Consider the following 13,188-nt stretch of genomic DNA (forward strand, 5'->3'; position numbering starts at 1 on the left):
TAGAGAAGCTCACAAAAAATTTATACGAGCCCAAGCTGCCTAAGCGATTTCGTACGAGCACTAACTAAAACTATTTTTAATGACTTGTTGTACATTTTCTTTTAATTGATTAAAACTCTTAGCCAAACCTTGCTTCTTTATCATTTGAAAATCTTCTTTTAACTCTTTTGAAGCGCGAGCTAATGCTTCTTCTTGATAATGCTCATGTGGTAATACTCCAACTTGCGGCATTTCAGCCAGGCCAGATTGCCGTGCATGCTCTTGAAATCCACTATTACGCCAGAAAAAAGCACCGGGCATGGTGGTTGGAATGACTAACACATAAAACAGTGCACGCCCTACAAGCATCGTTGCCATAATAACTACACCTAACAAGAGCCAAGCAGAAAAACCAACAACACCTTCACCACTGCATATCACAGCGCCTGCCAGAACGGCGAACAAGCTCACACCCAGACCCACGTTACGTGCAATGTAAGTATTACCAAAAGTTGTGCGCTGCACCCAGTGAGAAGCTGCGGCTTCATTACCACATTTTTTGAGATAATCTGCATGAAAAAGTAGACCAATGCATTCTAGAGCCAAACCCAACACCATCAACCAAGCCATAGGTAACATAAGCTCAGAGATGCTTGATCCTTCATACAACAAAACAGCAGAAAATACCAAACCCACCCACAATGCGCCTAGCGTGAGCATGGTGCCATAGAAGCTACTCAATACTTGCCAATGATTCCAGAAAGGACGTGCTTTAATGCGATAAATATTGTGCATTGCATACAATGCAACAGGGCCAGAAATCACCGCTAACCAACCCAATAATCCTGTAAGAAAAGAGACCATTCCTTGTGGCAACCAATTAAACAGACCAATCGTCATTAATGTATATCCGCCCAGCATTGTATAAAAAACAGCCAAAGAGGCGACTTCACGACTCACAGGTGAATAACGCAAGTTATTAAAAGCACGATAAAAACGATGCGGTTTACCCAGATGCATTGTTGAAATGCCCAAAGCAATGCCCTCTAATACCAGCAGCGCAACCAACATTAATTTATTCGTAGTCGGATGGCTTTCAACAGATAACATTTCCAAGCCAAACATTGGCCCTAGAAACAGTATTAAAAAAGAACCTATAACCCCTTGAGATATCAAGGTAAAAAGCACCAGAGGATCTTCTCGTGAGCTCAGTTTTTTAAGGCTCCAATCACGTTTGATTTTTCCAGACTCCCCCTCTTTATGACGCACCCGTGTTTTGAAGTCTGCCTGCCCCGCTTCCTCTTTGACGTAACGAATTGGCGTTGTATCGGGACGTGTCATCTCTTTTGGAAGACTGCGCGTCTGCTGAAAGCGGATATTAGGGCGAGTAATTTCAGGCGTTGGAAATCCTGGAATTTCCAGTTTTGCTTGTATGCGATTTTCAGGCTTTGACTCAATGATGCCAAAATCCAGTGCCCCACCCAAACAAGCCGAAGCACAGGATGGTTTTAACCCCACTTCCAGACGATCCACACACATATTACATTTTGAAACCTGGCCTTTTTCCAGATCCAATTGCGGTGCATTATAGGGGCATACCCAAGTGCAATAACCACAACCAAAACAGATATCAGGGTCTTGCAGAACCGCGCCGTATTCAGCATATTTAGTGTAAGCACGTGTCGGGCAGCCTTTCAAACAAACCGGATCTTCACAATGGTTACACGCCATTGAGATATTAACGCGCTGATAGGCTGGATAGGTTCCACCCTCTACATAACCGACTGAACGAAAACTGATATGTGCCGGAAGATCATTTTTTTCGCTACACGCCGCTTCGCATGCATGACATGCAATACAGTTATCCGCAGTGAAGTGAAAGCCATGTTGCTTGTAGCGATTAGGGTTATCACCCACTTCAGCATCACCATTAATATTCAGGCTTTCACCCGCCAACTCACTTTTTTCGTCTGCGAGTTGAATGGGGGTGCCATGCTGACTTTTATCAGGAACCTCTATATTGGGAATAATCGCATAGTCCGGCTCGTTATCACGTACTTTAAACATTTTTCTACCTTAAATATTAATAAGTTCGTGCTGCAACATTACGCACAGCCGCTGCCTCTTGATCTTCAACCGCTTCAATTCTTACAGAATTTTGTTTGAATGCAGGCTGCCTTGAATAAGGATCGAGCAACCCAAGCGTCAGACGATTAACACAGTCATGAAAGTGAAAGGGAATAAATACAGTATTGGGGGCAACACGCTGAGTTAACTGCACCAGCACCACAGCATCACCACGTTTGCTGACAAGCCGCGCATAACTCATATGTTCTATGCCAAGTGCTTTTGCCGCATCTGGGTTCATTTCCATATACGGAGTTGGACTGAATTTATTTTGATTGCCCACTTTTCCGGTTCGTGTACGTGTATGAAAATGTTCAACAACACGGCCACTGCTGAGCCAAAAAGGGTATTCATCATCAGGCTTTTCATTATTATCAATAAAAGCCAGTGGAATCAGTTTTGCTTTGCCATCTGCATACTGGAATTTACCATCCGTATACAAACGAGGAGCACCGACAACAGCTCCTTTAGTGCAAGGCCACTGAATGCCACACTGCTCTTCAATCATTTGATAGGTCATGCCGGAGTAGTCCAGCATTCGTCCTTTTGAAAGCTCACATAACTCTTTAAAAACACCTTCCGCTGTTTCTGGAAATTTAATTTTTTGACCGTTATCAAAACGCTTAGCCATCTGATTGAAAATCCAGAGATCAGATTTGGCAATCCCTGGCGGATCAATCACGTTATTCACCAAATTAACGCGGCGCTCGGTATTAGTGAATACTCCCTCTTTTTCTGCCCAAAGCCCACTCGGTAGAAAAATATGGCCATACTCAGTCGTCTCGACATCCTTATAAGCATCCTGGACAATCAGGCATTCCAACTTTTCTAATGTTTTTCGAATACGTGCTGTATTCGGCATCGAAGTCATAGGATTGGTTGCAATCAGCCACAAGCCTTTTATCTCTCCAGACTCAATGGCTGGAAAAATATCTGTTTGCGCCATGCCACGCTTTTTAGGAAAAAACTCTGGATCAATGCCCCAGTAGTCAGCAATATATTGCCGATCTTCCTCTTTCTCCAGAGCGCGGTAGCCAGGAAGCCCGGAGCAGGATGACCACTCTCGCGTTCCCATCGCGTTACATTGCCCCGTAATCGAAAGGCTTGTTCCCCCTTCGATTCCGATATTGCCTGTAATCAAATTCAAACTATTGATTCCAACAACACCATCTGAACCATGGGTACTTTGATTGATACCCATTGTCCAGATCGACATCGCAGAACCAGCCTTGGCATAAAGCCGGGCAACATTGCGAATTGTATCTTCATCAATGCCGCAAATTTTTGATGCTGATACAGGGTCATACTGCGCCACCAGCTCTGAAAATTCATCAAAGCCTGAGGTATTGGCTTTAATATAAGCTTGATCTTCCAGCCCCTCTTTCAAAATAACGTGCGCCAATGAATTCAGTAAAACAACATCCGTTCCAGGGGTAATTGCCAAATGCATATCAGCCATTTGAGCAAACATCGTCACACGAGGGTCAACCACAATAACCGGAAAAGATCTTTTCTCTAACACCTGACGCAATCGCCAATAGATAATAGGGTGTTGCTCAGGCAGGTTAGAACCAAAAGCGATCAGACATTCGGTATGTTCAAAATCATCATAACAACCTGGCGGACCATCAGAGCCAAACGAGCGTTTGTAACCTGACACGGCGGAAGCCATACAAAGCGTTGTATTACCGTCATAGTTATTCGTGCCAATTGCTCCACGCGTCAGCTTGCCTAATGTATAAAACTCTTCAGTTAATAATTGACCGGTTGAAACAATAGCAAAGCTGTCACGCCCATACATTTCCTGAATACGCTTGATTTCTGAGGCTGAGCGATCCAGTGCATGATCCCAGCTGGCTTCTTCATAAGCATCAATGGTTTTATCTCTAACTAATGGTACGGTACCCCGCCCTGCGCTTTTAAACAGTTCGTATTCAAAAATACCTTTAATGCAAAGCTTGCCACGGTTCACATCGGCATCATTCGCACCACGGCATGAGACGGGAACGCCTTCGGCATTCAAACCCACTTCGATTGAGCAGCCAGTTGAGCAATAACCACATGTGGTGTATTTCCATGTCGTAACGCCTTTATCAGGCAATGTGATGGGATTTTTTTTCTGGCGACCAAATAGCATATTTAAAAGTCCAGTATGAATCGGCTTGATTAATCAATAAGGGCGAACCTAAGTGTCCGCCCTTGTGATGTTATATTAATATTTCAAAAAAACGTTCTTATCTTCCAGCTTTACAGGAAAGTGTGTTGCGCAGCCCTCGTCGGGTGGTAATGCACAACCATCTTCCAGAGATATAACCCAGCTGTGCAGTGGGCATGTCACATTTTTACCATGAATAATGCCTTGTGATAGCGGCCCTTTTTCATGTGGACACTCATCACGCAGCGCGAACACTTCATCATCAATCGTACGAAATAGTGCGATATCGCCTTCATCACTATTAATAATCCGTGAACCTTGACGGGGAATATCACTTAACTTTCCAACTTTAATCCAATCACTCATGATTTTTCTTCCACTACTGCTGCTTGTTGATTTGAGTTAACGCTACAAATTCATGTGCATCCACACCTTCACTGGCGCGCTCTGCCCAGGGGTCAACTTGTGCATAAACCTGTGACTCCAAAAAGCGTTTATTCAGTGCTTTACGCCCTTCAGAATCTTCCACGATGCGCTGTTTCACATAAGGCAAGCCGATACGTTCGACCCAATGGGCAGTACGCTCCAGGTAGTGCGCCTCTTCACGATAAACCTGCATGAAAGCACCACAATACTCGCGCACTTCATCTTCCGTTTTAACTTTGCATAACAAGTCTGTCACACGAACTTTAATACCACCGTTTCCTGCAATATGTAACTCCCAACCGGAATCAACCGCAACAACGCCAAAATCTTTGATTGTTGCTTCAGCGCAGTTGCGCGGACAACCACTGACTGCAATTTTAAACTTGGCGGGTGTCCATGAGCCCCAGGTCATTTTTTCCAGTTCAATGCCCATCTGCATTGATTTTTGAGTGCCGAAACGACACCACTCTTGTCCAACACACGTTTTGACCGTACGCAACCCTTTGGAATAAGCATGGCCAGAGATCATTCCACCTTTATTCAAATCACCCCAAACTGCAGGCAAATCTTCTTTTTTCACACCCAGCAGATCAATACGTTGACCGCCAGTAATTTTTACCGTTGGAATTTCATATTTATCTGCCACATCGGCAATTGTGCGCAGCTCATCTGCCGTGGTGACACCGCCCCAGATTCTCGGTATAACTGAGTAAGTACCATCTTTTTGAATGTTGGCATGAATACGTTCGTTAATAAAACGAGAGCGATAGTCATCTTCTACTTTTCCAGGCCAGGCAGCAATCAAATAATAGTTGAGCGCAGGACGACAACTTGCACAACCATCAACCGTCCGCCACTCCATTGCATTCATCAAGGCTTTTAGCGAAGTCAGTTTCTGTTCGGTGATTGCTTTGCGCACATCGTCGTGAGTGTAGTCAGTGCATTTACAGACAGGTTTTTCAGAAGGTGAATCCGAATAATCAGCACCCAAGGTATGCGCAAGAACCTGTTCAACCAACCCAGTACAAGAGCCACATGAGGCGGAAGCTTTGGTATGTGCCCGCACTTCATCCAGAGTCTGTAAGCCTTTTTCAATGATGGCCTTAGTGACGCAGCCTTTAGTCACGCCATTACAACCACAAATTTCTGCATCATCACTCATAGCAGCAATTGCATCATTAACACCGCCGTGACCAGAGTCCCCTAAATGGGCTTGCCCAAATAGCAAGTGGCTACGCATTTCGCTGACATCCGTTGCTTCACGTAACAGCTCAAAATACCAACTGCCATCAAATGTATCGCCATAGAGAACAACACCGACAATTTTGTGATCTTGCAAAATTATTTTTTTATAGACACCATTGGCAGGATCTTGAAAAATAATATCATCCGTTGCTTCATTACCATTGATGATTCCAGCAGAAAACAGATCAACACCAGAGACTTTCAGTTTAGTTGAAGTTTCGGTATGTACATAATGTTTATGATCAATATCAGCCAGTTGGCTGGCACAAACTTTAGCCATATCAAACAAGGGGGCTACCAGACCGTACGTATGCTCTTCAAACTGTACACACTCACCCACTGAGTAGACAGATGGATCACTGCTCAGCATGGTTTCACTGACCACAATACCACGATCACATTCAAGATCGGCTTTCTGAGCCAACTCGAAATTAGGGCGAATACCGACCGCCATCACCACAAGGTCTGCTTCAATTTCAGCACCATCAGCAAAACGTATCCTGCTCACATGGTCATCACCCAAGATTTCCTGGGTTCGTGCATCCAGTAGAAATTTGATACCGCGTGATTCAAGCTCAGATTGCAATAGCTTGGCTGCTGGCTTATCTAGCTGACGCTCCATCAGGCAGTCCATAATATGCACAACAGTGACATCCATGCCTTGAAGTTTCAGGCCATTGGCGGCTTCCAGCCCCAATAAGCCCGCACCAATAACGACCGCTTTTTTCTTGGTTTTGGCGCTATCGAGCATGGTATCAACATCATGAATATCACGAAAGCCGATCACACCAGATAACTTGCCCCCTGGCACAGGAAGCATAAAAGGATTGGAACCGGTAGCAATCAATAAACGGTCATAGGACTCAAAAGTTCCATCTTCTGCAATAACCTTCTTTTCTGCGCGATTGATTTCAACCACTGTTTTATTCGCATGCAGTGTAATATTGTTGTTTTTATACCATTGCAAATCATTGATCATAATCTCGTCAATGGTTTTTTCACCTGCCAATACAGGCGATAACATAATTCGATTGTAGTTACCGAAAGGCTCCGCACCAAAGATAGTAATATCGTAGGCATCAGGAGCCAGTTTCAATAGCTCTTCAATGGTTCTCATCCCTGCCATACCATTACCGATCATGACCAATTTTTGTTTCACGCGAGATCTCCGTTACTTATTATTTACAACATCTTAATGGGTCGCTATTTTACATGAAAAGAGCAATTTGTATGCCAGTAAATTAGAATTTGTAAGTCAACCTATTAAATATATTGCCTTGCTGCTTCCAATTTACTTTTTCCACCAATCAATATGCACCAAAATCTAACAAAAACTTACCAAAACAGTGCGAATCACTCACCTTTCATTTTAAGATACTCCTTGACTGAAAACCATTACATTAGCTATGTTAAAGGTTCTAAAACAAACCAACAAACTTACGACTCAGGAGAATAAATAAAATGAAAAAAACAGGGTTGACTATAACTGCGGTGTTACTGGCTGGGTGTGCAACCACCCCACCGGAAAAAATTGATACTACACCCAAAAATCCAACAGCCGTTCTGAAGGCCAGCGGCGTTGTCAGTGGTATGATATTGCCTGACTCTACATTTGAACAACTCGTCTACACGCGCAATGATAAAAGGCGCATTTCCGACAAACATAAATATGACTCTTGGGTGGCCAGCAAACTTTTAGGCGGCGGCGGTGATAATACAATTATCTATCGTATGGATAAAAACCTGAGTTGGACTTTGCTGGATAAAAAATATTTAGAGTGCCCGTTAAGCGGGTGTAATACAAATATCCTCACACAATTTAGCACGGATGAGGATGAAGAGGAGTTTAAATACGATCCTGATGAAGATACTGGCTGCCAGTTGAGCCTCACTGATAATACATTCACAGTCAAAGAAACAGGGCAAACCCGTACTATATCTGGGTATGAAACAAAAGAGTATAACGTAACCTGGAAAGTTGAATATAAAGACGACAGTGGTAAAAAAGATATAAACACTTTAAGAATCGTCTTCTGGAATACGATCCCAACAGCGGCTATGAAAGATGTATGGAAAATCAATGAAGAAGCCACACGAGCGTACCGAAAAGGGGCACAGAAAGATAACAACCCCTTGTCCTTACTACTTTCGGATGGAATCTTTAATGCCCTGTCTGCTTTTTCCGGTGATACATCAAAGGCAAACAACGAGTGGAATAGCTCTGTGAGCCAAAAATTAGCAACGGTGAAAGGCTATCCAATATCCATTAAAGTTGACTGGTATCTTGATAAAAAAGCCTGCCTAGAAACACAAGTAGCAGCAAAGCCTGAAAAGAAAGGGTTTGATTGGTCTAATCCAATGGGGGCACTTCAAGATAGCGTAGAAGATTTCGCCTCTAAAAAGGCCAAAAAAATGTTTCTACCTAGCCCCAATGAACCGATATTTCATTATATTTACGAAGTAAACAGCGTTGCCATTCAACCCGTGCATGACAGTGTTTTTGAAATCCCCGCAGGCTACACATTAAAGACTAGAGAGTAGTACCCAACATAAAAGGCCACTGATTAAAACATTTAATCAGTGGCCTTTTATAATAATTTTACTTTTTTACTGACTTGAGGTTTCTAACATGGATATAGGCATCTTGAATCCACACACCCGAGTTATTTCCACGTCATCAAAACGGCCACCAAGGGCTATTAAATGCTCGCTCTAACCACCCCATTCTATTGACATCATTCATTACGCCTTCACTGGCATAGGTGATATTTGCATTGGCAATTTGTGTTGATAAAATAGAGTTATCGGTGCTGATATCATTGGGACGTACCACGCCAGAGAGTTTGATGTACTCTTTACCCTGATTCATTTCCAGTACTTTTTGCCCTTTAATCACATAGTTTCCATTCGGTAAAATCTGGGTGATGACTGCCGCTATGCTGCCATTCAGTGTGTTGCTTTGAGTGCTGTCTCCCGTGCCGGTAAATTTACGGCCAGAGCTGAGGCTGGCAGAAAGGTCAAATCGTGATTTGAATGATGGAAGACTTCCAAAAATTGTCGGCGCTGCAACACTGACTTCACTATCTTTTTTGGTACTGGTGCTGGCTTTTTTGGTGGCCGCTGTTTTCTCAGCCAATTTGACATTGATTATATCGCCAACACGGCGACCTTTTTGATCCTCAAACAGCCCGCCTGCATTCGACTCATAAATTGCTCCGGGCGTTGTTTCTACAGGTTTCATATCTGGGTAAAAAAATTCATCAGCGTCCGCTAATTCAGGCTTTTGAGGAATATAGCTACAACCTGCAATCATCAGTGCTATTCCAGATAAATAGACAATATGCTTAATACTATCCATTACAAATTATTACTCACATATTGCAGCATTCTATCGGCGGCAGAAATCACCTTGGAGTTCATTTCATAAGCTCGCTGAGTTTCTATCATGTTGACCAGCTCTTCAACAACATTAATATTTGAACTTTCCAACGCGCCCTGCTGTACTGTTCCTACACCATTCAGACCTGGTGTAGAGGTTGCGGCTGCTCCACTGGCTGCTGATTCGACATACAGATTTTTACCGACGGGTTGTAGCCCTGTTGGATTTACAAAATCAGCCAGTTGAATATTGCCAAGTTGCACCGGAGCTGCCGAACCAGGAGTAGTTGCACTCACCACACCGTCAATGCCGATGGTAAGGCTCAATGCATTTTCCGGCACAGTAATGGCTGGTTGAAGTGTATAGCCATTAGAGGTCACTATCTGCCCCTGACTATCCACTTTAAAGTTACCATCGCGTGAATATGCAAGCGTACCGTCTGGCTGCAAAATTTGAAAAAAACCACGCCCTTCAATTGCAACATCTAACGAATTTTCTGTCTGGATCATATTGCCCTGAGTATGCAGCTTATCAGTCGCAACGGTTCTCACACCTGTACCCAGAGATAAACCAGAGGGAATTTGCGTATCTTGTGAAGATTGCGCTCCCACCTGGCGAATATTCTGGTAGAAAAGATCTTCAAAAACTGCGCGGCTTCTTTTAAAGCCTGTTGTATTTACGTTCGCCAGATTATTGGAGACCACAGCCATTCTTGTTTGCTGTGCATCCAGCCCTGTTTTAGCGATCCATAATGCTTGATTCATATCTGTTTCCTTTTATTGATACGGCTTAATTAGCCTTGCAAACGCAATAACGCAGCGGATGCTTTATCATTATCTTCCGTGGTTTTCATCATTTTTATCTGCATTTCAAACTGGCGAGAGAGTGAAATCATTTTGATCATTGAGTCCACCGAGTTCACATTACTGCTTTCTAGGTGACCTGAGACTAAACGAACATTTGCATCTGGCGGAGCTGCACTGTTATCTCTTAAGCGTAAAAGACCATCTTTTCCTTTGACCAGATCTTCTAACGGCGGATTAACCAGCTTGATACGATCAACAACCGCCAGTGCCGCAGAAGATTGGCCGAGCGGTAACATTGTAAATGTACCATCGGCTCCTAATTCAATTTTTTCAGCAGGCGGCAGTGCAATGATTCCGTTATTACCTTTGACCGGATAACCCGCACCCGTTGTAACAACACCACCACTGGCAATACGCAGATCACCCGCACGGGTATAAGCTTCTCCACCATCCGGTGTTTGCACCGCGATAAAGCCATAATCTTCAATCGCAACATCCAGCTCTCGACCCGTACTCACCACTGCGCCTGGTGTAAAATCTATGCCGGTACTTCTGTCTGAAGTATAAGTGCGCGTTGGCCAGCCAGAACCCGAGAGCGCCTTCCCTGAAAAAGCTTCCATATCTGCACGAAATCCAGCCGTATTAGCGTTGGCGAGATTATGTGCATTCACGGCTTGCGAGCGCATGGTCTGTTTCGCACCGGACATCGCAATGTAAAGCATTCGATCCATGTTATGCCTCCAAACTTATAAAATTAATATTCACTAGCGAATATTAATAATCGTTTGAGTGATCGTATCTGCGGTCGAGATCACTTGGGAGTTTGCCTGAAAATTTCGCTGTGCTGTAATCATATTGACTAGCTGCTCTGTCAGGTCAACATTCGACCCTTCCAAGGCTCCAGATTGAACCAGACCTAAACTGGATGAGCCTGGTGAACCGACAAGTGGAGCCCCCGAATCGAAACTTTCGGCCCAGGAAGTATCACCCAATGAACGTAGACCCTGTGGGTTGCGAAAGTTGGCTAATGCCACCTGCGCTTCTACCCGTGTCTGGCCATTGCTAAAACGCGCCAGAACCATTCCGGTATCATCAATATCAATACCACTCAAACGCCCTGTGGTGAAGCCATCTTGAGAGAGTTCATTGACATTAAAACCACCGCCATATTGAGTCAGCCTCGCATAATCAAGCGTTAACGACATACTTTCTGCACCGCCTCCAGGACTATAATCCGCTGTACTAATTGATGAAGGAGGTGCCGGCACACCATTAATGGACAATAGCTTTCCACCCGTTGAAAAGTTAATTAAATCCGAACCATTCGCCTGAGCTCCTGGAATTTGAGTGCCATTAATAAATGTATAGCTTTCCCATTCACCTGGAACTTCTGTTTTTCGATAATAAAAAGAGGCCAGTTGGCTTGCACCTAAAGAGTCAAATACAGTCAATGATGTTGAGCGGTTATAACTTGTTGCATCAGTGACAGAAAATTCACGTTGTACTGCGCCATCAGACAACGCAGTAATATCAGAAGCACCTGCCCCTACTGCTTGTGAAATCAGCCCAGTGGTATCAATTGTGATTGGAATTGCGGGCTGGTTCGCCGCACCATCAGGATCCCAGCTCAGCGTGGCAACATCGGTTCCTACATTCACACCCGTTGCTATTGTCGGCGGCAGAGTCTGTGCACCTCCAACGAGCAGTTCAACATCCCAGTTTGTGCCGCCAACAGAGGTAAATTGTAAAGTTGCGTCATTTACTTCATTGCCATAACTATCAAAAATACTAAAATCACCTGTTGTGTAAGGTGAATCATTGGTATCCAATATTGCACCTCCAAACTGAATGGCAGAGGAGGTCACCGCCGCGCCAGGCACCTCAGCATCTGCATTTAAGTTCAGACCCAAATCTACAGAAGTCGTCGCTCTGGGAGAAAGATCATCAGTACGGAGCTGAATACTGCCTTGTGCCCCTGTTACGTTACCGATATCGTCCACCATATAGCCCGTTAGTTTTTGATCTGAGCTGTTCACAATAAAGCCATCATTGTCTACACCAAATGCACCCGCACGGCTGTACATAATCGTGCCATTATCATCCAGCCTGAAAAACCCTTGGCCACTGATCGCCAGATCAAGTGCATTGTTGGTAAATTCAGTATTACCCTGGGAAAATTGCTGGGCAACATTCGATACTTTCACCCCGCTCCCCACAGCATCGGACGCTGTACCCAGATTAGATGTGGCATAGATATCTGAAAATTCAGTCCGAGATTGTTTAAACCCCGTTGTACTGGCATTGGCAACATTATTACCAATTACTCGAAGGTCTGTTGAAGCGGCATTTAATCCACTTAAAGCAATACGAAATGGCATAATACTTCTCCTTGTTACTTGATCTGTTTGACTTCATTAAAAGCAGCCGCACCTAAGCCTGCTAAATTCACCATAAGCCCGCTACTACCGCTGCCTAATGTGACACTTTCAACTTTTGCTTCAATCACTGTGTTTAATGCCTGATCTTTTCCATCAATCACCGCTTGAGCCGTCACGTTATATTTTCCAGGCATTAACGCTTCTCCATCACTGCCGGTTCCATCCCAGTTGAATCCAACTTGCCCAGACTCCTGTGCACCTAAGTTGATCTGTTTCACCACATTGCCACCTAAATCCGAGATCGTAACTTGAACTTCTGAGCTGCTTACAGGTAACTCCAGAGCACCATTAAATCCACCTTGCTTTTCCATATAAGCGGTATTACCCGGAAGCTGCACGGTGCGCCCAATCAAGCTGGAAGCCTGTAGTGCTTGACTGGAATAGAGTGAGTTGCTCAACTGACTAAAAGAATCATTCAGTGTTTGAATTCCTGATGACGTACTAAACTGTGCCATTTGAGACAAAAAATCACCATTATCCATAGGCTTTAATGGATCTTGATTGCTCAACTGTGATGTCATGAGCCTCATAAAATCACCTTGACCCAGCTCTGTTTTTTTCTTCTCAGTCTGCTGCCCAAGGCCTAACTGACTGACTACATTGTTATCAATATGTGTTGACATTTTATCTACC

10 protein-coding genes are annotated in these 13,188 nt (G+C 44.0%); 1 reads left to right on the forward strand and 9 read right to left on the reverse strand.

All coding sequences use genetic code 11. The features are described from left to right. Nucleotides 1–60: 60 nt before the first annotated feature. The 4 genes from L3J70_07930 to nirB all read right to left on the reverse strand — a co-directional run bounded on the left by L3J70_07930 (nucleotide 61) and on the right by nirB (nucleotide 7,073). Nucleotides 61–2,046 carry a dimethyl sulfoxide reductase anchor subunit gene (locus L3J70_07930; protein ID MCF6236283.1) on the reverse strand — a complete coding sequence of 662 codons (1,986 nt, stop codon included), beginning with the start codon at nucleotides 2,044–2,046 and terminating at the stop codon, nucleotides 61–63. A 16-nt stretch (nucleotides 2,047–2,062) separates the two neighbouring features. Beyond that, the gene (locus L3J70_07935; GenBank protein MCF6236284.1) at nucleotides 2,063–4,243 is read right to left on the reverse strand and encodes a nitrate reductase; all 2,181 of its coding nucleotides are present in this window, start codon (nucleotides 4,241–4,243) and stop codon (nucleotides 2,063–2,065) included. 75 nt (nucleotides 4,244–4,318) lie between these two features. Then, a complete protein-coding gene (gene nirD / locus L3J70_07940) occupies nucleotides 4,319–4,627 on the reverse strand; it encodes a nitrite reductase small subunit NirD (protein MCF6236285.1) in 309 nt (102 codons plus the stop codon). 13 nt (nucleotides 4,628–4,640) lie between these two features. Then, on the reverse strand, nucleotides 4,641–7,073 hold the full coding sequence (gene nirB, locus L3J70_07945; protein ID MCF6236286.1) for a nitrite reductase large subunit NirB: 2,433 nt from the start codon (nucleotides 7,071–7,073) through the stop codon (nucleotides 4,641–4,643). A gap of 320 nt (nucleotides 7,074–7,393) precedes the next feature. On the opposite strand from nirB, the gene L3J70_07950 reads away from it, so the two are divergent. Then, nucleotides 7,394–8,473, forward strand: a complete 1,080-nt coding sequence (locus L3J70_07950; GenBank protein MCF6236287.1) for a hypothetical protein — start codon at nucleotides 7,394–7,396, stop codon at nucleotides 8,471–8,473. 136 nt (nucleotides 8,474–8,609) lie between these two features. Here L3J70_07950 and L3J70_07955 read toward each other — a convergent pair whose 3' ends face one another. Genes L3J70_07955 through L3J70_07975 form a run of 5 tightly spaced genes read right to left on the reverse strand, consistent with a single transcriptional unit; the run spans nucleotide 8,610 to nucleotide 13,178 of the window. Then, entirely contained in the window at nucleotides 8,610–9,290 is a 681-nt protein-coding gene (locus tag L3J70_07955; GenBank protein ID MCF6236288.1) for a flagellar basal body L-ring protein FlgH, read from the reverse strand. Continuing rightward, the gene (gene flgG / locus L3J70_07960) at nucleotides 9,290–10,075 is read right to left on the reverse strand and encodes a flagellar basal-body rod protein FlgG (protein ID MCF6236289.1); all 786 of its coding nucleotides are present in this window, start codon (nucleotides 10,073–10,075) and stop codon (nucleotides 9,290–9,292) included. Before flgG ends, L3J70_07955 begins: the two co-directional genes overlap by 1 nt. Before the next feature lie 29 nt (nucleotides 10,076–10,104). Beyond that, on the reverse strand, nucleotides 10,105–10,848 hold the full coding sequence (locus tag L3J70_07965) for a flagellar basal body rod protein FlgF (GenBank protein ID MCF6236290.1): 744 nt from the start codon (nucleotides 10,846–10,848) through the stop codon (nucleotides 10,105–10,107). A gap of 33 nt (nucleotides 10,849–10,881) precedes the next feature. Further along, on the reverse strand, nucleotides 10,882–12,495 hold the full coding sequence (locus L3J70_07970; GenBank protein MCF6236291.1) for a flagellar hook protein FlgE: 1,614 nt from the start codon (nucleotides 12,493–12,495) through the stop codon (nucleotides 10,882–10,884). Nucleotides 12,496–12,509: 14 nt separating this feature from the next. Next, nucleotides 12,510–13,178 carry a flagellar hook assembly protein FlgD gene (locus L3J70_07975; GenBank protein MCF6236292.1) on the reverse strand — a complete coding sequence of 223 codons (669 nt, stop codon included), beginning with the start codon at nucleotides 13,176–13,178 and terminating at the stop codon, nucleotides 12,510–12,512. Between the last annotated feature and the right edge of the window lie 10 nt (nucleotides 13,179–13,188).

The sequence above is a fragment of the Gammaproteobacteria bacterium genome (genome assembly GCA_021648145.1).
Taxonomy (GTDB): domain Bacteria; phylum Pseudomonadota; class Gammaproteobacteria; order JAADGQ01; family JAADGQ01; genus S141-38.

Excerpts from the sequence above, each read along its gene's own strand:
- L3J70_07930 (MCF6236283.1), bottom strand. The coding sequence starts at position 2,046 with ATGTTTAAAGTACGTGATAACGAGCCGGACTATGCGATTATTCCCAAT.
- L3J70_07935 (MCF6236284.1), bottom strand. The coding sequence starts at position 4,243 with ATGCTATTTGGTCGCCAGAAAAAAAATCCCATCACATTGCCTGATAAA.
- nirD (MCF6236285.1), bottom strand. The coding sequence starts at position 4,627 with ATGAGTGATTGGATTAAAGTTGGAAAGTTAAGTGATATTCCCCGTCAA.
- nirB (MCF6236286.1), bottom strand. The coding sequence starts at position 7,073 with ATGATCGGTAATGGTATGGCAGGGATGAGAACCATTGAAGAGCTATTG.
- L3J70_07950 (MCF6236287.1), top strand. The coding sequence starts at position 7,394 with ATGAAAAAAACAGGGTTGACTATAACTGCGGTGTTACTGGCTGGGTGT.
- L3J70_07955 (MCF6236288.1), bottom strand. The coding sequence starts at position 9,290 with ATGGATAGTATTAAGCATATTGTCTATTTATCTGGAATAGCACTGATG.
- flgG (MCF6236289.1), bottom strand. The coding sequence starts at position 10,075 with ATGAATCAAGCATTATGGATCGCTAAAACAGGGCTGGATGCACAGCAA.
- L3J70_07965 (MCF6236290.1), bottom strand. The coding sequence starts at position 10,848 with ATGGATCGAATGCTTTACATTGCGATGTCCGGTGCGAAACAGACCATG.
- L3J70_07970 (MCF6236291.1), bottom strand. The coding sequence starts at position 12,495 with ATGCCATTTCGTATTGCTTTAAGTGGATTAAATGCCGCTTCAACAGAC.
- L3J70_07975 (MCF6236292.1), bottom strand. The coding sequence starts at position 13,178 with ATGTCAACACATATTGATAACAATGTAGTCAGTCAGTTAGGCCTTGGG.